Origin of the sequence: Kitasatospora sp. NPDC097643 (assembly GCF_040302625.1) — a bacterium.
Classification (GTDB): domain Bacteria; phylum Actinomycetota; class Actinomycetes; order Streptomycetales; family Streptomycetaceae; genus Kitasatospora.
Genome location: NZ_JBEOSA010000014.1, coordinates 46,747 through 64,815, shown reverse-complemented (window position 1 = coordinate 64,815; position 18,069 = coordinate 46,747). Strand labels below are relative to the sequence as shown.

Here is an 18,069-nt window from a genome sequence, read left to right as displayed (position 1 = left end):
AGCTAGGAGAGACCGTGCAGACACGACGCGACCACGTGCAGTCCTACCAGTTCGCGATGGGCCGACTGGCCTCCGCCCTCGTCGGGGGTGACCCCGGCCAGGGCGACAGCCCCACCCGCCGGTCCGCGCTCGGCACCGTCCTCGGCGCCGGCGTCGCCGTCCTGCTCTGCGGCGGCTTCGCCGTCGCCGGCCTGCTCGCCCCGCCGGCGAGCACCGCATGGCGCAAGGACGGCGCCGTCGTCGTGGAGAAGGAGACCGGCAACCGCTACGTCTACCTGGACGGCGAACTCCGCCCGGCCCGCAACCGGGCCTCGGCGCTGCTGATCGCCGGCGGCCCGGCCGCGCCCGAGACGGTCCCGGCCGAGGTGCTGGCCGGCACCCCGCGCGGCGTCCCGGTCGGCATCCCGGACGCCCCCGACGCCGTTCCGGCCGCCGCCGGGCTGCTCGACGGCGCCTGGGCGCGGTGCCTCCGCACGGACGTCACCGGCGCTTCGGCACCGGGTGCGGCGGGCGGCGGAGCGCAGGCCGCCTCCGCCGGCGGGGGTGGCGGCGGAGGCGCCGGGGGAGGTGCGGCCGGGGGCGCCGCCCCGGTGGGCCAGACGCTGGTCTTCGGGCCGGCCGCCGACGTGCTGCCCGGCCTGCCCGCCGGCCGGGCAGCGCTGGTCGCCGGCCCGGACGGCGCCCGCCACCTGCTGGTGGGTGACACCAAGTACGCCGTCCCCGCGGACTCCGCCCTGATCGCGCTCGGCCTGGACGACCGGCCCGCCGTCGCCGTCCCGGCCGACTGGCTCGCCGCCGTGCCCACCGGAGCGCCCCTCGCGGCGAGCGCGCCGCCCGGCGCCGGCGCCCCGGCCGGCACCGTCGCCGGCCAGAGCACCGTCACCGGCCAGCTGTTCAGCACCGGCACCGGCACCGACGCCCACCACTACGTGCAGCGCGCCGACGGACTCGCCCCGGTCGGCCCGACCGAGTACGCCCTGCTCGCAGCCCTGCCCGGTGCTCCCGCCCCACGAACCGTCACCGCCGCCGACCTCGCCACGGCCCCGCTCTCGGCCGACCGCGGCGCACTCAACCGCCTCCCCGCCGTCAACGGCCTGCGCGCCCCCGACGCCGGCGCGCTCTGCCTGCGGACCGAGCCCGGCGGCGCGGTCCGGCTCGTCCTCGCCCCGCTCCTCGCCCGCCCTGTCGTCCTGCCGCCCGGCACCGGCGTGCTCGCCACCGCGTCGGCCGGCGGCACGCCGTACCTCGTCACCGAGCAGGGCGCCCGGTACCGGGTCACCGACGGCGACGCCCTCCGCGCGCTCGGCCTCGGCGACGCGCGTCGCGCCCTCACCCTGCCCGCCGACGTCCTCGCGCTGCTGCCCGAGGGCCCCGCCCTCGGCCGCGCCGCGGCGCGCCGGTGAAGGGGGAACGGACCGTGCGACTGCGCCTGCGCGCCGGAGTCGGAGGCACCCTGCTCATCCACCCCAGGGGCGGCCCGGACGGCAGGGCCGTCGCCTTCGCCCGCGGCCTCGCCCGCGACGAACGGCACACCCTGGTCGTGGTCGACCTGCCCGCCGGCGCCGGCGAGCGCGATTGGACGGCGGTCGCCCGGTTGCTCGCGCCCGCCCGCTACGGCGGCCTGCGGCTGGTCTTCGGCCGCGGTGACCGCACCGAGGTCGGGCAGGCGGCCGCGCGGATCGCCGAACGGCTGGGCCGGGAGGTGATCGCGCCCGACGGCGAGGTCACACCGACCGTCACCGGCGGACTCTTCGTGCCTCCGCACCACGGCGACGGGTGGCTGCGGTACCTCCCGGGCGGGGCGGCCGAGCGGGACGGACGGCGGTTCCCCAAGCCGTCCTGGGAGTTCTCCACCCCCGTCCGCCCCTGGCCGGCCGGTCCGCACGCGGTCGTCGAGCCGCTGCCCGCCGGGGTCTGGCTGCGCAGCACCCGGGAGGAACCCGCGGACGCCGAACGGCGGCACCTGGTCGAGGCCGTACCGGCCGACCCGGAACTGCTGCTCGTCGTGCTCGGCAGCCCCGGCGCCCCGGCGGTCACCCTCGACGAGGTGGCAAATTTCTGGGGCACGGTGCTGCCCAGCGCCAGGCCGGCGGTCCGCTTCGTCCTGCACGGCACCCTGGACACCCCCGCCACCGCCGACCCCGGGCAGGCCCTCGCCGACGCACTCGGCCACCCGGTCGTCCGGTACGCCGCCCTCCCGGCCGCGGTCCGTGACACCGGGGGCGTCCTCGTCGCCCCGGCCCGGACCGGGCAGGGCCGGGCCGGGGAGCTGGTGAACCACCCGGCGGCCGGCCCGTGCTTCGCCCCGCCGGCGCCGGGGGCGGCTCCGGCTGCTCCGGTGGTGGCGGCCGTGGGGCTTCCGGGGGCGGGTTCCGGCCTTGCTCCTGCACCGGCCCTGCTGCCGGTCGAGCCGGTCGGTGCCGCCGAAAGCACCGCTCGGGCCGTTGCGCCCGGGACGGCGGGCGTGAACGCGGTGGAGGGTCACGCCCCCGCGGCTGCGACTCCGGCCGCGTCCCGGGCAGCGGTCGTGCCCTCGGCCTCGTCCGTCGTCACGCCCGTTCCCGGGCCGGAAGGCCCGGAAGCCCCACATCCCGGGACGGCCCGTCCCGAACCGGCAGCACCGGAGACCGCTCGTCAGAGCGTGACCCCGCACGAGTCGGTCACGCCCGAGAGGGCTCGCCCGGACGCGAGCGGGGCGGAGCCGGCGCGGTCCGTGGCCGGGAGCGAGAGCCCTGCCGTCCCCGCGCCGACCGTGTCCGGTCCGCCACCGGACCGGTCGACCCCGGCGCCGGCACCGCGGTTCCGGCTGGAGTCCGGCGGGCCCGTGCCCGCGCCGGCGGCGGCCCGCCCGGTGCCCGACCGCGCGCCGGAGCCGTCGCGCCACCCGGTGCCCGCGCTGCCCGAGCCGACCCCGCCCCCGACCCCCGCACCCGCTCGGGTGCGGATCCAGCCGACGCCGACGGTTGCCGCCTGTGCGGTGCCGTCGGAGCGCGGGATCGACCAGGAGCGGGACTGGGTGCGTCGTACGTTCAGCGAGCAGTTCAACGCGATGGCCGGCTCGGTGTCCCGGGTGATGTCGGAGTCCCCGGGGCTGCGCGGGGAGGGCCGGGCCGAGGGGACGGCGGCGCTGACCGAGCTGGTCGCCGTCCGGCTCTACCTTTCGGGCGACGGCCGCCGGGCCGACGCCGCCGTCCGGAGCGCGGTCCCGGGCCCGCACGTGCCGTTGGCCCGCTGCGTGGCGGCGGGGCTGGGCCGGCTGCCCTCGTACCGCGGGCCGGCGCTGCTCCGTACCCGGCTGGACGCGTCGGAGCGGGCGCTCTACCGCGAGGGGGAGCTGCTCACCGAGTGGGCCTTCTGCCACGCCCGCACCACGTTGCACCCGGGCCCGTCGGACGGGACCGATGTGCTGGTCTGGTCGATGACGGCCCGTCGGACCGCCCTGCTGGACCCGTCCGTGCCCGACCGGGTGCTGTTCCTGCCCGGCACCGGCTTCAAGGTGCTGCGGGTGGACGGGCGCACCGTGCTGCTGCGCGAGCTGTCCCCGTCCGAGATCACCACCGACGGCCGGGTGCAGCTGCGCCCGGCGAAGCTCGACGCGCTGGCCCTGGCCGGCCTGGAACGGATCCTGCCCGCGCTCGCCGGTGCCGGGACCGACGACGACGCCGAGGGCGCCGACCCGCCCGGCCTGGTCCTCACCACCCCTTCGGAAGGAGCCCGCCCGTGAGCAGGCAGGTGCTGTTGGTCTCCCCGGTCCGCCCGGGCGCCCACCGCTCGATCTCCGCCGCCCTCGCCGAGGCCCCCGAGGGGGCGCTGATCACCGTCGCCCCGGGCCGGTACGAGGAGGCGCTCGTCATCACCCGGGCAGTCACCGTGGCCGCCGGGGATGTCGGAGGCGCCGGCGACGGCGGGACCGTCGAGGTGCACGCCGTCGCCGGCAGCACGGTCGTGGTGGACGCCGAGGCGGTCGGGCTCTCCGGCCTGGTGCTCTCCGGCACCGACCGGCAGGCCCCGGTGCTGGACCTGCGCCGCGGGCAGTCCGCGCTGGACGGCTGCCGGATCCGCGGCGAGGCGTGGGCCGCCGTGCTGGTCCGGCAGGACGCCACCCTCGCCGCGCGCGGGTGCCGGGTCGACAACCCGCACGGCGCGGGCGTGGTGGTCACCTCCACCGGCGCCAGCGTGCTGGAGGACACCGAGGTGGCCGACTCCGGCTCCTCGGCCGTCGTGGTCGCCGAGCGCGGACGCCTGGAGGTGCGGGACTGCCGACTGGTCCGTCCCCGGGGCAACGGTGTCTGCGTCAACGGCAGCGGCACGGTCGTCATCGAGGCCACCCGCATCACCGGCAGCGCCAAACCGGGCGTCGCCGTCGAACAGGAGGCCCGGGCCGAGCTGCGCCGGGTCACCGTGTCCGGCAGCGCCGCGGTGGACGCCTACCTGACCAGCCGGGGCGAGACCGTCCTCGCCGGCTGCGCCTTCGAGGGGTCGGCCGGCCAGGCGGTGCACGTCGCGGGCGGGGCGGCGCCGGTGCTGCGCGGCTGCACGGTCGACGGTGCGGCCGACACCGGGGTGGAGGTCACCGGGGGCGCCCGGCCGGTGCTGGAGGACGTCCGGATCACCGGGGCACCGGTGGGCCTGCGGGTGACCGGCGCCGGCAGCATCGTTGTGGCGGACCGACTGACCGTGCGGGACGCCGCCACCACGGCCGTCCGGCTCGCTGACGGTGCCGCCGCCGAGCTGGACCGGCTCACCGTCAGTGGGACGGCCGGCGACGGCGTCCGGGCCGACGGAGGGGCCGAACTGGCCCTGCGGGAGGCGGAGATCACTCTCGCCGGCGGCCACGCGGTGGACCTGGCCGGCCGGTCCACCAGCGGACGCCTCACCGGCGTCAGGCTGGGCACCACCGGCGGCGGCCGGGGCCTCGGCGTGCTGGACGGCGCGAGCGTCAGGCTGGCCGACTCGATGCTGGACGGCTGCCCCGCGGTTGTCGGTGAGCAGGGCGAACTGGCCGCCCACGACAGCGAGTTCACCGGATCAGGGGCCCACGGCGTACAGGTCCTGGCGGGCGGCTCGTTCACCGCCGTGGGCTGCCGGATCAGCGGTGCGCGTGGCCACGGCGTCGACGTGCGGGCCGGGGCCCGCGCCGACCTCGGCAACTGCACGGTCGTCGACAACGCGGGCGACGGGGTCAGGTCGGCAGGCCCGGACGGCTCGGCGCTGGTGCACGACAGCGACGTCCGGGACAACGGGACCGCCGCCCGTCCGGAGCCCGGCGCGCGCGGGGACGGCGCGGGGGCGGACGGCGCGCGGCCGGCCGACGGCACCGGCGCCGTCCCGGGCCTCCCCGGCACCGGGCCGCTGGCCGAACTGGACGCGCTGGTCGGTCTGGAGAGCGTCAAGCGCGAGGTCACCGGCCTGATCAACCTCAACCGGATGACCCAGCGGCGGCAGGAGATGGGCCTGCCGATGCCCCCGATGAGCCGCCACCTGGTGTTCGCGGGCCCGCCCGGCACCGGCAAGACCACGGTGGCCCGGCTCTACGGCGCCGTCCTCGCCGAACTGGGCATCCTCGGCCAGGGCCACATCGTCGAGGTGGCCCGCGCCGACCTGGTCGCCCAGATCATCGGCGGCACCGCCATCAAGACCACGGAGGTCTTCACCAAGGCGCTCGGCGGGGTGCTCTTCGTCGACGAGGCGTACACCCTGACCAACCAGTCCCGGGGTACCGGGCCGGACTTCGGACAGGAGGCCGTCGAGACCCTGATGAAGCTGATGGAGGACCACCGCGACGAGATCGTCGTCATCGTCGCGGGCTACTCCGAGCAGATGGACCAGTTCCTGGCCTCCAACCCCGGCATGGCCTCCCGGTTCTCGCGCACGGTGGAGTTCCCCAACTACGAGCCGGCCGAACTGGTCACCATCGTCCGGGGCCTGTGCGCCAAGCACTGCTACGAACTGACCGGGGACGCGGTGGCGGCGCTGACCCGCCACTTCGAGGACGTCCCCAAGGGGCCGACGTTCGGCAACGGCCGGGTCGCGCGCCAGGTCTTCGAGACGATGATCAGCAACCAGGCGTCCCGGCTGGCCGTCCGGCCGCCCGCCGACGACGGCGAGCTCAGCCGCCTGACCGCCGCCGACCTCACCGCCCTGCCCGGCGAGGCCGAACGGCGGGACCGGCCGGCCGGGGAGACGCCGCCGGCGCCGGCCGCCACCCCTGCCGCGCCCCTGGCGTCACGGGCCGCCGCGGCCTCGTGCCACCTGGCCGGGCTCACCGGCCTCACCGCCGTCCGGCAGGCGCTGGCCGCCCGGCTCGACGTCCTCGTCGAGCGCGACCAGGGCACCGCCGGCCCGGCGGACGTCGTGCTGGAGGGACCGCCCGGCAGTGGTCGGCGCGCCCTTGCCGCCGCCTATGCCCGCTCGTTGGCCGGGGCCGGCCTCGTGCCGCTGGGCACGCTGGAGCGGCTGCCGCTGTCCGCCGTCCCGGCCCGGTGGGCGGAGCAGCCGCGAGCCCGGCTGGCCGACGCCTTCCGGGAGGCCGCCGGAGGGGTGCTGCTGGTCGAGGCGGATCCGCTCTTCGAGCGCCGCCCCGCCGCCGAACAGGCGGCGGTGGTGGATGCGTTGGCGGTCGAGGCCGCCGGACGCGACGCCCACGGCGCCGTCCTGGTGCTCTCCGGGCGGGCGCCGTACCTGATGGACCTGCTGGTCGCGCGCACCGATCTGGCGGGCGGCTTCGCCGAGTACCTGCGCCTCCCCGCATACAGCGGAGCGGAGTTGGCCGAGCTGACGGAGCGGCGGCTGGCGGCCCTGGGCCTGGTCGTCGGGCCGGAGGCCCGTGCGGTGCTGGCCGGGCAGGACCCGGCGCACGGCGCCCGCGGAGCCCACCTGCTGGCGCGCCGGATCGCCGGGAGCGCCGGGTCCCGCACCGTGCTCCCGTCGGACGTGCCGCCCCCGGGCGGGCCGGGCGGGGCGGTCGTCGGCCGGCCGGACGTACCGGCGCCCGCCGTCCACGAACCGGCGGCCGCGGTGTCGGCGGGGTCGTGAGACGGTCGGCCGGGGCAGCGATCGGGGGTCGGCGGGGCAGCGCGGCCGCGATCCGCTTCCCGGCCGGCCCGGCGCGGACCAGCATGACAGACCGGGACATTCCCCACCCCGCCGCCCGGCCGCGGACGACCCGCGAGCCGGGCGGGTACAGGGGCACCAGGACCGAAGGGACCGGCCGATGGCCAATCAGACGACCTCCGTCAACATCGAGGGGATGCTCGGTGCCCAGGGCAGCTTCCAGACCGCGGTGGACGAGGTGAACCGCACCTACACCCAGATGGCCGGCCAGATCGAGGCGCTCGGGTCGAGCTGGACCGGGGACGCCTCGGCGACCTTCCTCAACGCGATGAGCACCTGGCTCCAGGACTTCGGCACCGTCCGCCAACAGCTCGGTCTGATGCTGGAGAAGCTCCAGGCCAACACCGGTAGCTACGGGACCACCCACCAGGCCACCACGGACGTGGCCGCCCAGCTCGGCAGGGGGATGGCCAACCCGCTGCCCGGCTTCTGACCGGCCTTGCCCCGCCCTACCCGCCGCCCCGCACACCAGAGGAGTCACGCATGAGCACGTACGTCGTCAACATGAACCAGGTCGAGTACGTCGTCGGTGAGATGGCCGCGATCAGCAACAGGCTCCAGGAGACCCTGAGCCAGCTGGACGACGGCACCAAGCAGCACCTGAGCGAGTGGAGCAGCGACGCCCGCGGCACCTACGACGCGGCGAAGCTCAAGTGGGACGCCGCGGCCGCCGACATGGTGCTCCAGGCCCAGAACGCGACCACCGCCCTCGGCCAGATCCACGAGGCGTACCACGCGGGCGAGCGGCACGGCGTGAGCCTCTGGGCGCAGTGACATGGCGGACACCGACGACTCCCTCGCCGCCCGCGACGACTCCCACAACGCCTCCGACGGGACTTACAACAACAACGACTACGGGCTGGGCACCGGCAGCAACGAGAGCGGGAACGGCACCGGCGTCTCCATCCACTGGGACGGCGATTCCAACGTCGGCGCCGGGCACGGGACGTTCGGCGACTCCACCCCGCTCCCGGTGCCCGTGGTGCCGCGCAACGGTGCGACCGGCCCCGGTGGGGTCGCCGTCAGCACGCCGTCGTTGGACCTGTTCGCCGCCAACATCGACCGGCTGATCCAACCGGTGAAGGACGTCGCCACGGCCCTCGAGGACGTCTCGGTCGCGCCGGGCGCCTTCTACCACGCCAACATGATGCGCAACAAGGTGAACGGACCCAACGACGACACCGGGCTGAAGAAGGAGTTCACCGACGCGCTGGCCTCGCTGGTGACCGGGCTGACCGACCTACGGGACGGCGTCAAGGCGCTGAGCGCCAAGTACCGGACGGTGGAGGAGGCCAACGGCATGACGGCCAGGGACTTCCACGACGCCCTGTCCGACGCGGTCGGCGACTTCAACGCGGTCGCCACCGTGGCCGGCGGCGCCGGAACGGACAAGCCCGGTCCCGGCGCAGGGAACTCCCCGGCCCCGTCCTGACCGAGGACCGAAAGGAGAGCGGACGTGCCCGATTACAACGACCACGGCTTCCACCAGGGCGACGACGGGGCGGTCTTCGGCAACCCGGACCCCTCCGCGACGGGTTCGCGCGGCGACTACGAGGTGTGGGACTGGAAGCAGATCATGGCGGCCATCAACGGGATGTCCTCCGGGGTCGGCAATGAGGCCAATCGGTCCCACGCCCGGGCGATCTCCGACCCGCAGTCCCTCCAGGACGCCGCCAACACCTTCTACCGGGTGCAGAAGGCGCTGGAGGCGGTCGGCAAGAGCCTGGTCGACCAGGCCAAGGCACTGGCCGGGGACGACGGGCCGTGGCGGGGCGCGGCGGCGGACTCCTTCCTCGACACGATGACCACCTTCTCCCGGCAGGTCCTCGCCAACGCCAAGGTGCTGTCCGGCGGTTCGACCGGGATGCACTCGGTGCCGCATCAGCTGGCGAACAACGCCGTCACGCTCCGGAACGCCCAGCTCAAGATCGTCGAGATCGACACCTGGTACGCCAACCGGGCGCAGGCGCTGGGCATCACCCCGATGTCCAACGGCCTCATCCCGATCAGCCTGCGGCCGGAGCTGGTGCACGCGATGAGCGAGGACATGCGGGTCGTGCTGAAGACCCTGGCCTCGCACTACCAGTTCACCTCGGACGCGATCGTCTCCCCGCAGCCGGTGCCCTCGCCCGTCGACGGTCCGGGTACCGGCGACGGCCCGAACACCGCCGACCTCCCCGGTGGCGGTCCCGGTCCGCTGCCCGACCCGGCGGGGATCGGCGGGGGGCTCCCGGGCGGCGGCGACCTCGCCGACCTCGCCGGCGGAGGCCTCGGCGGCGCCGGCGGGCTCGGCGACCCGGGGGACCTCGGTGGTGTCGGCGGGCTGGACGGCGTGGGCGGCCCGGGGGACCTCAAGGGCCTCGACGGCTCCGCGTTCCCCGGCGGGCTGGACCTCGGCGGTCCCGGTCGCGAGCTCCCCGGCCTCCCCGGCCTCAACGGACTGGACCCGCTCTCCTCCCCGGGCCTCGGCGGGCTGGGCGGGCCGGGCTCCGTGGACTCGCTGCGCGGCCTGGACGGCCTCGGCGGGGCGGGCCTCGGCGCGCTGTCCGCGATCCCCCCGCTCGCGCTGGGCGGGACGGCCGGTCTCGGCGGCATCGGCGCCCTGCCCGAGGGCCTCGCCACGGGCCGCGGCACCACCTCCGGCCTGGCCGGCTTCCCGCGCGGGCTCGGCCTCGGCGGTCGCGTGGGCGCCACTGGTCCCGCCGACGGCGAGGAGAAAGCCGCCGAGGAGCTGCGCGACGGCGCGCCCGTCGGGCTGCCGGCCGGCGCCGCCACCGAGTCGGCGTTGCCGGCCGGACTGGCCGGGGCCGGGATGCCTTTCATGCCCGGCATGGGAGGCGCTTCCAACCGGTCCGAGAACGCGGGTGAACGGTCCGACGCCTCCGGCCTGCTGACGCCCAGTGCGGAACCGTGGGAGACCGGGACGGAGCAGGAGGAGCGGGAGGCCGGATCGGACACCGGCGCGGCGGCCGGCGGCGAGGGGCTCACCGTGGGCGGGGTGCCGTTCCTTCCGGCGGCCGGCCCGGCGGCGGCCGCCCGTGACACCGGGGACGGGACCGGATCGCGGTCCGAGGCCTCGGGCCTGCTGGACGCGGGTACCGACCCCTGGACGGCCTCCGGGCCGGTGGCCGCGGGCCCGGCGGAAGCGAGCGCCGGTGCTCCGGCCGGTGCCGGCCCGGCCGTCGTCCTGCCCGGCTTCGGCACCCCGGCCGCGGCCGGCCCCGGTGCCGCCGCCGTCCCGTCCGCCGGGGCGCAGGGTGGGGCGGGCTCCGCCGAGGACCGGACGGCGGTACTTCCTCGGCCCGCCGTGGACGGCGCCGAGGAGGACACCGCCCTCTGGGAGCGCGGCGCGGGTGCCTTCGTCCCGCTGCTCTGGGCGGCGGGACCGGGCCGGGACAGCCGGTCCGCCGACGAGGCCGACGGGGGAAGCACCGAGGCGGCCGAGCCCTGGTCGACCTGGCAGCCGGACCGGCTCGTCTCCGGCACGGCCGGCGGCTCGGGCGACGGAACGGGTGTCACCGTCCCGCTGGTGACGGGCTGCGGCGACGGCCTGCCGGAGCCCGCCGCGCCGGCGGAGGAGGCCGTGTCGGCCGACGCGGACCAGGCCGACGAGACCGCCGGGCGGTCCGGGGTGGCCCACCTGCTGGTCCAGGACGAGAGCACCTGGGGCGCCGTTCCGGACCGTTCCGCCTCCGGCACGGCCCACTGACCGGCCCGCCCGGAACGACCCGACGACGAGACCCGACGACGAGAGGAACACGCGTGTCCAGCCCCTACGACCAGGAGATCGAGGACCTGCTGGCGCTGTACGCCCGCCAGCGGGAGGAGGCCGCCGAGACCCGGCGCCGGATCGCGGCCACGACGGCGACCGCGACTGATCCCCGGCAGGCGGTCAAGGTCACCGTCGGGGCCCAGGGCGAGCTCACCGCGATCGAGTTCCCCACCGGCGCCTACCGCCGGATGGCGCCCAAGGAGCTGGCCGACCTGCTGGTCACCACAGCCGCGCGGGCCCGGGAGGAGGCGCTGGAGACGGTGGCCGGGGTGGTGTCGGACGGGTTGCCGCCCGGCGTCACCGTGGGCGACCTGCTCCAGGGCCGGGTCGACCCCGCGGCGCTGCTGCCCGAGGACCCGGCCCTGCCGGACACCGTCCGGGAGTACGTCGAGCACGGCTTCGAGGGGGCGGACCGTGGCTGACCACGTCTTCTCCGTCGACACCGAACGGCTGGCGGCCGCCACGCCGCAGGTGCAGGAGCTGGCCGGGCTGATCAGGTCGGTCGGCAGCCGGCTGGAGGCCCGGCTCGGCGAGTTGGGCGAGTGCTGGGGCGACGACTACACCGGCCGGGAGTTCCGGGACCAGTACCACTCGCCCAAGGAACAGCTGACGGAAGCCGTCGGCGGCACCGCCGAGGTGCTGGACAGCACCGTCGACGGCATCGGGACGATGGCCAGGGGCTTCCGGCGGACCGAGGAGCAGAACGTCGAGGCCCTGCGGACCCTGACCTCCGCCGTCCCGGGCGACCTGCCCGGCCTCGGCGACGCCGGGCACGGGCCGCGCTCGAGCGGGCCCCACGTCGGGCGCCGCTGACCCTCGCGGGCCGGCCCCCGCGCGTGCCCGCGTGCCGCCGGGGCCGGCCGGCCCCACCTCCCTGTGACCGCCGACGAAGAACCCGACGAAGAACACGGTGCCGAATGAGCGTCGAGATGCCCCCCGCCCTCGCCTGGGTCGCCAAGCTGGCCGTCGGCCAGTCCTGGCCCAAGGGCGACGAGGACAGGCTGCGGAAGCTGGGCTCCGCCTGGGACGACGCGGCGCAGGAACTGCGGGGCATCAGCGAGGGGATGGGGTCGTCGGCCAACGGCGTCCTGGAGAGCATCGGCGGGCAGGTGGCCGAGGAGTTCCGGGCGTTCGTGACCCAGCTGGAGTCCGCCCTCCCGGAGATGGCGGAGTCCTCGAAGCAGCTGGGCAAGCTCGGCCGGCACACCGGGGTCCAGATCGAGTACTCGAAGTACATGATCCTCGGCCAACTCGTGCTGCTGGCCGGGCAGATCGCGCAGTGGGCGTTCTTCGCGCCCGAGGTGCTCCCGGCCGCGATCACTTCGGCGCGGGCGGCGGTCAAGAAGATCCTGCGGCGCCTGCTGATCTCGGTCGCCGCGGGTGTGGCGCTCAACCTGGGCCTGGACGCCGCCGTGCAGACCGTCCAACTCCTCAAGGGCGACCGGACGCAGTGGAGCGTCGACAACACCGTCTCCGCCGCGGTCTCCGGGGCGATCGGCGGCGCCGTCGGCGGGGTCTTCTTCGGCATCGGCGGCGTGGTCGTGCCAAGGTTCGCGAACTCGCTGGTCGGCAAGGGCGTGTTCGGCGCGGCCACCGGGGTGACCACCGCGGGGATCATGCTGGGCGCCTTCGGCGGCGAGGAACTCCTCGGCGCGTCCGTCCTGGCGGGTGCCGTGGGCGCGATCGGCGGCGGCGGTCGGCGGCGGTTCGGCGGCAAGGGCGAGAAGGTCGACGTGGACTCGGTCGACGTCGACCTGCCGGACAAACCGGTACTCGACCTGCCGGAGGCCGGGCCGCCGGAGCGGGCCGACGCCCCGGTGCCGGTGGTGGGCGGGTCCGGACCGGGCGGTGCCGGTGGTGCGGGCGGCCGGGGCGCGTCCGGCCCGGCGGCCCCGGTCGCCGACGACCGTCCCCGGACCTCCGGCGGCCCCGGACGCGAACACGCCGGTGGTCCGCCGGGCGCAGTATCCGGGCGGGCCGCCGCAGTCCTGCCGGGCTTCGGGCCGGCCACCGCCGACACCGGCCGGGCCGGCAGCCACGGCGCTGCCGGGACGACGACCCGGGGTGCGGGCACCGGCGGAGCGGCGGCCGCTCGGCAGGGCGCGGTCGGCGCGAGCACGTCCACGGGCTCCGGCCGCGGGCAGGGCGGTACGGGCGGGGCAGCCGTGCGCGCCTCCGGGCCGCAGGCCGGCGGCGGTCGGGCGGCCGAGGGCGCGTCGTCCGGCGGGCACGCGGGGCCGGCCGTGCGGACGGTGGCCGGCCCCGCCTCCGGTACCGCGCCGGCGGGCGGCCCCGGGACCGGCGCGCCCGCAGGCGGCGCCGCGAGCGCCGGCCGGACGCCCACCGGTGCACCGGAGATCCGCACCGAGGGCTCGCGGGGCGTGGCGTCCGGCCCCTCGGCGGCCGAGGCCCCGTCCGCGCAGGCCGGCCGCCCGGCTCCGGCCGGCGGCAGGCCCGTCACCTCCGGCGGTCCGTCGGCCCCGGGCGCCGCCGCGGGCGGTCCCGCGCGGCCCGCCGCCGGGCCCGCTGCCGCGGAGGGCTCGCGCCCGAGGAACGGACCGGTCACCCGGACGGAGAGCGCCGGCGGACCGGCCGCCGAGCGGGCGGAGTCGACCCCGCGCCCCGCGACCGCGACCGCGACCGCGGCGGCGGCGGCCGGCTCCGGCCCGGAGGCGGGCGTCGGGCGCGCCGCCGGTCCGCGGCCCGCCGCCGAGGAAGGCCCGGGCGTCCACCCCGCCACCGCGGACCCGCGTCCCCCGGGGTCCCGCCCGCCGGTCCCGCCGGCCCGGCTCGACCCCACGCCGCGCTTCGTCGTCCGTTCCGGCTTCGAGGCGCGCCGGGTCGCCCACGAGGGGCGGACGGTCACCGACCTGACGGTCCGGATCGCCTTCCGGGGCGGCTCCGGACACGACGTCCCGGCGATCTGGCGCAGGGTGGCCGAGGGCGTCGAGGAGCACTACAACCGGCCCGGCTACCGGCTCGCCAACGGCGACCGGCTGCACGTCACCGTCCTGCACGCGGCCCCGGGCGAGTCGGCGCACCTGACGGTCGACCTCGTCGGCCGCGACCGGGGCATGGACCAGCGGTCGTGGTGGGCGGACGCCGAACCGGTCGACTACGCCCACGAGGTGGGCCACCAGCTCGGCCTGCGCGACGAGTACCGCACCAAGGACCTGCCGCACCGCCCCGACGGCGCCGGCAGCCTGCTCGGCGACTACCGTGCCCCGGCTCCCGGAGGCCTGCGGCAGGCCGGCCTGCGCGAGCGGCACCTCCAGCTGATCTCCGCCGCGGTCGGCGACCTGGCCGCCCCGCCCGCCGGCCCGCACCACCCGACCTGGGACCGGGCGCGGGCCGCCGCCCCACCCCACGACCGCGGCAACACCTGGGTGGACCCGGTCTCCGACCCGCTCAAGCGGCAGGGCAGCGGGGCCAGGCTGCACCCCGTCGACGTGCCGACGGTCGCCCCGCGTACCCACACCACCCCGACGGGTTCGCACGGCACGCCCGGCGGAACCGCCGCCGGACCCGGGCACACCGGCGCCGCCGCAACCGGCAGCGCCCAGCCGGCACCGCCCGACACCTCCCGCAACTCGCTGATCATGCAGCCGGGTTACGCGTCCGGCGACCAGTTCGGAATCTGCGTCTCGCTCCTGCACGACCCAGGCCTGCACGTCCTGATCGCGCGCGGACCGGCGCTCGGCGCACCCGGCCACGACCCCGTCCAGGACAAGTCCCGGGCGATCGCCGACTTCTACCGCTCCAGCGGGATCGACGACAGCCGGATCCTCTTCGTCGACGTGCCGGGGATGGAGAAGCACGGCGTCTGGCAGGCCCTGAAGGCCGAGGCCGGGCGGATCGCGCAGCAGGACTGGGGGATCCACAAGGCCTACCACGACATGTACCAGGTCAAGGAGATCTGGGGGGTCACCGACGGCACCGGCTACGTGAGCGAGGTCTTCTCCCAGGAGCTGCGGGACACCGTGCGGACCGCCTGGGGTCTGACGGACGCCCACGACGGCCGGATCGGCGACTGGCTGGCCGGCCGCGGGATCCACCTGCCCGCCGGGCCGGGCCGGGTCCTGGTGCTCTGGTCCCGCTTCACCGGCAAGGCCACCCAGTGGAGCGACCTTCGCAGCCGGATGGAGCACGACACCGGCTTCCAGGGCATCCGGCAGATCGTGCGCGACGTCGTCGGCTCCTACGACGCGGTCATCATCACCGGCGACCCGCATCCGAACCCGGCGAAGAGCGACAAGTGGGACGACCTCGTGATGGAGCTGCGCACCGAGCTGAAGACCGACACCGTCCACCACATCACCGGTTTCTGGAAGGGCGGTTCGCCGGAGCTCACCTCCTGGGGCGGCAACACCCGCACGGGCCAGTTCCTGCTCTACGACCACCTCGACCGCCACCACCAGCTCGACCACCTCGGCTTCCGCTCCGGGAACCTGGAGGCCGTCGCGCTGATCGGCCACCGGGTCTCCTACCTGGAGGAGGCGGACGCGAGCGGCGCGGTCCGGATGACGCAGTGGCACGACGTCGGCGACGGCATCACCGAGAAGGGCGGCCTGGCGCCGGGCTACGAGCGCGTCATCGTCCCCGACCCCCCGACGGCGTCCGGCCGGTACTCCAAGCAGTTCGACGTGAAGGGCTACCAGGCCGGCCGGGCCTACCAGCCGCCGGACGAGCACGCCCGGTGGCGCAAGCCGGTCGAGGTGTACGGACACGAGCGCGGCTTCGGCCTCGACGAACTCGACTCCATCCGCCACCGGTTGGGACTTCCGGCGGTCGACCGGGACGACCAGGCGGCCCGCGGCGCCTTCTTCGGCGACCGGATCGAGCACGTGGCACGCAAGTTCGAGACGCTGCGCGACGCCCTCGCCACCTACCAGGGCCACAACAGCCGGGAGGTGCACGAGATCCTGGCCAGGTGCGACAGGTACTTCAGCACGCGGCCCGAGCAGTACCAGGACGGGCCCGAGCTGCTGTACCGGGCCATAGTCAACGACGTCCTGCCCGTCCTGCCCTGGCTCTGGCACCACTACCGCGGCCACGTCGTGCAGCCGGACCCCCACGCAGCGGGCGCGCAGGGCGGGTTCGGCCCGCAGGGGGGTGCTGCCCAGGGTGCGCACGGCGCGGCGGGCGGGCACGGCGCGCCGGGATCCGGTGAGCTCCCGCCGCAGGCACCGCAGACCGACGGGTCCGGGCGGGCGGGCGGTGTCCAGGCCGTCGAACGGCCGGGGGCCGAAGGTCTGTCGGCGCACCCGGGGCGGTCGGCGGACCCGCCGCACCACGTGCCGGACGTGCTCCCGTCCGCCGGCCCGGAGTCGCCGCCGTCCGCCGTCCCGCGCGCGCACGACCACGCCTCTTCACCGGACCCCGCGCCCGCCCAGCACCGTGCCTTCGCCTTCACCGAGGGCTCGGCCGAGCTCGCCGGGGCCGAGTCCGCGCGGGCCGAGGCCTTCGCCACCGAGCTGGCCCGCGACGTGGCCGGGCGTGCGGCCGCCGGGCTCCCGCTGCCGCGCCTCACGGTCACCGGCCACGGCAACGGGACGGTCGACGGCCGTCCGCACTTCGGCCGGGCGATGGCGATCGGCCGGGAACGGGCCGAGGCCGTCGCCGCCGACCTCGTCCGGCGGCTCGACACCCACCTGGCCGACCGCCACCCCGGCCTGACAGCGGCCGACCTGGAGATCGACGTGCGCTCCCGGGGGCAGGAGCCGCCCGAGGGCGAGGCCGCCGGGAGCAGCACCGGGCCGACCCTCCGTCGGGTCGTCGTGACCGTGGAGCACCCGACCGCCGCCGACCGGTACGTCGGGGAGGTCGCCCCCCGCGCCCCCGCCGCGGATCCGCACACCCCGGCCGGGGGCACCGGTACGGCCGGGGGCACCAGTACGGCCGCCGGCGGCCACGGCACCCCCGCCGCCGGTCCGCACCCCCCGGCCGAGGGCAGCGGCAGCGCCGCCGACCGGAACGCCACTCTTGCCGCCGACCGGGCCGCCGCGTGGAACCTCTCCCCGCAGGACCACGACGCCCTGAAGGCCGCCATCCGGCACGGAGTCGACGAGGAGACCCAGACGTACCTGTTCAACAACGGTCCCCGCCCCGAGCGCGCCGCCACCGCCATCGGCGAGCACCCCTCCTGGGTCGACGAGCGGGCGCTCGGCCGCTGGGCCGTCGGGCTCACGCTGACGCCCAAGTACGAGACCACGCTCGCCCTCAACCGGCTGACCGCGGCGGGCGACGGGCCGCAAGGGCGCTCGCTGCTCTACCTCGGCGCCAACTCCGACATCGAGCACCCGCTCTTCACCACCCGTGCCACCGAGATGACCCTGGTCGGGGTCGATCCGAAGGACCTCACCGACGCGATCCGCAAGGCCCACCTGGAGGTGGTGGTCGAGGCGCTGGAGCGCTCGCTGGGTTCCTACGCCGGGCCGGGCCACACCGTCGCCACGGTCAGGAAGGTCGACGACGCGGTGGCCACGATCACCGTCGAGGGCCCGGGCGGGCGGGTGCTCACCGTCGACTACCACGCGCTGACGTACGACGAGTACCTCAAGGCCCACCCCGGCGAGCGGTTCGACGTGGTGATGGACAAGGACTCCTGGCTGCTGGACTGGCGGTCGGAGCAGGACGTCGCGGAGGCCGTCACCGGTCTGCTCGCCGACGGCGGCACGTGGGTCGGCGGCACCCGCCTGGGGCCGTCCGTCGAGGCCGGCTTCACCCGCACGCCGAACGACCGCCTCGGCCTGGCGGGCACCAAGTGGAGCGGCTACCAGGACCTGTACGTGCGCACCCCCTCCGGCCGTGCGGTAGCCGAAGCCACCCGCCTCGACGACCTGCTCTCCTCGGTCGCCAAGGTCACCGAGACCCGCTTCGAGTTCCGTGACTTCACCTTCGACGAGGACAGGTACCGGGAGATGCTGGCGGTGGATCTCGAGTACGTGCTGCCCTTCCACGAGTACTTCAACAGCTCCGACGCCGCCCAGAACACCGCGAGCGCGATCGAGCTGCTCCCCGGCGTCGCGGAGCACCTCGCCGCCGAGATCGCCTCGTTCGCCGCGCGGAGCGGCGACTTCGGTGCCCGGCGCATCCTGGCCGACCTGGCGCGGCTGCTCGAACTCGACCCCGCCCTGGTGCTGCCCCCGGACGGGGCGGAGGGAGGGGGCGCTGCCGAGTGACCC

The 18,069-nt window shown here is 76.6% G+C and carries 10 protein-coding genes; all 10 read left to right on the top strand.

Features of this window, described 5'->3' with window-relative positions; genetic code table 11:
• Positions 1-14: 14 nt before the first annotated feature.
• The 10 genes from ABTY15_RS12380 to ABTY15_RS12335 all read left to right on the top strand — a co-directional run bounded on the left by ABTY15_RS12380 (position 15) and on the right by ABTY15_RS12335 (position 18,066).
• Positions 15-1,403, top strand: a complete 1,389-nt coding sequence (locus ABTY15_RS12380; RefSeq protein WP_350580732.1) for a type VII secretion protein EccB — start codon at positions 15-17, stop codon at positions 1,401-1,403.
• A 14-nt stretch (positions 1,404-1,417) separates the two neighbouring features.
• The gene (locus ABTY15_RS12375) at positions 1,418-3,724 is read left to right on the top strand and encodes a hypothetical protein (RefSeq protein WP_350580729.1); all 2,307 of its coding nucleotides are present in this window, start codon (positions 1,418-1,420) and stop codon (positions 3,722-3,724) included.
• Positions 3,721-7,035, top strand: coding sequence for a right-handed parallel beta-helix repeat-containing protein (locus ABTY15_RS12370; protein ID WP_350580727.1), 3,315 nt, complete (start codon positions 3,721-3,723; stop codon positions 7,033-7,035). Before ABTY15_RS12375 ends, ABTY15_RS12370 begins: the two co-directional genes overlap by 4 nt.
• A 178-nt stretch (positions 7,036-7,213) precedes the next feature.
• Positions 7,214-7,546, top strand: coding sequence for a WXG100 family type VII secretion target (locus tag ABTY15_RS12365; RefSeq protein WP_350580724.1), 333 nt, complete (start codon positions 7,214-7,216; stop codon positions 7,544-7,546).
• Between the two features lie 50 nt (positions 7,547-7,596).
• Positions 7,597-7,887: a WXG100 family type VII secretion target gene (locus tag ABTY15_RS12360; RefSeq protein WP_153466951.1), complete on the top strand. Its 291-nt coding sequence runs from the start codon at positions 7,597-7,599 to the stop codon at positions 7,885-7,887.
• Position 7,888: 1 nt separating this feature from the next.
• Positions 7,889-8,545, top strand: a complete 657-nt coding sequence (locus ABTY15_RS12355) for a hypothetical protein (protein ID WP_350580721.1) — start codon at positions 7,889-7,891, stop codon at positions 8,543-8,545.
• Positions 8,546-8,569: 24 nt separating this feature from the next.
• Positions 8,570-10,822: a WXG100 family type VII secretion target gene (locus ABTY15_RS12350; RefSeq protein ID WP_350580718.1), complete on the top strand. Its 2,253-nt coding sequence runs from the start codon at positions 8,570-8,572 to the stop codon at positions 10,820-10,822.
• 53 nt (positions 10,823-10,875) lie between these two features.
• Positions 10,876-11,307: a YbaB/EbfC family nucleoid-associated protein gene (locus ABTY15_RS12345; protein WP_350580715.1), complete on the top strand. Its 432-nt coding sequence runs from the start codon at positions 10,876-10,878 to the stop codon at positions 11,305-11,307.
• A complete protein-coding gene (locus ABTY15_RS12340; protein ID WP_350580713.1) occupies positions 11,300-11,698 on the top strand; it encodes a WXG100 family type VII secretion target in 399 nt (132 codons plus the stop codon). The genes ABTY15_RS12345 and ABTY15_RS12340 overlap by 8 nt, the downstream gene beginning before the upstream one ends.
• Before the next feature lie 104 nt (positions 11,699-11,802).
• Complete coding sequence (locus tag ABTY15_RS12335) at positions 11,803-18,066, top strand: WXG100-like domain-containing protein (protein WP_350580710.1); 6,264 nt, start codon at positions 11,803-11,805, stop codon at positions 18,064-18,066.
• Positions 18,067-18,069: the final 3 nt, after the last annotated feature.

What these genes read in the sequence shown, in the direction of transcription:
- ABTY15_RS12355 (WP_350580721.1), top strand. Translation starts at nt 7,889, where the DNA reads ATGGCGGACACCGACGACTCCCTCGCCGCCCGCGACGACTCCCACAAC.
- ABTY15_RS12360 (WP_153466951.1), top strand. Translation starts at nt 7,597, where the DNA reads ATGAGCACGTACGTCGTCAACATGAACCAGGTCGAGTACGTCGTCGGT.
- ABTY15_RS12365 (WP_350580724.1), top strand. Translation starts at nt 7,214, where the DNA reads ATGGCCAATCAGACGACCTCCGTCAACATCGAGGGGATGCTCGGTGCC.
- ABTY15_RS12335 (WP_350580710.1), top strand. Translation starts at nt 11,803, where the DNA reads ATGAGCGTCGAGATGCCCCCCGCCCTCGCCTGGGTCGCCAAGCTGGCC.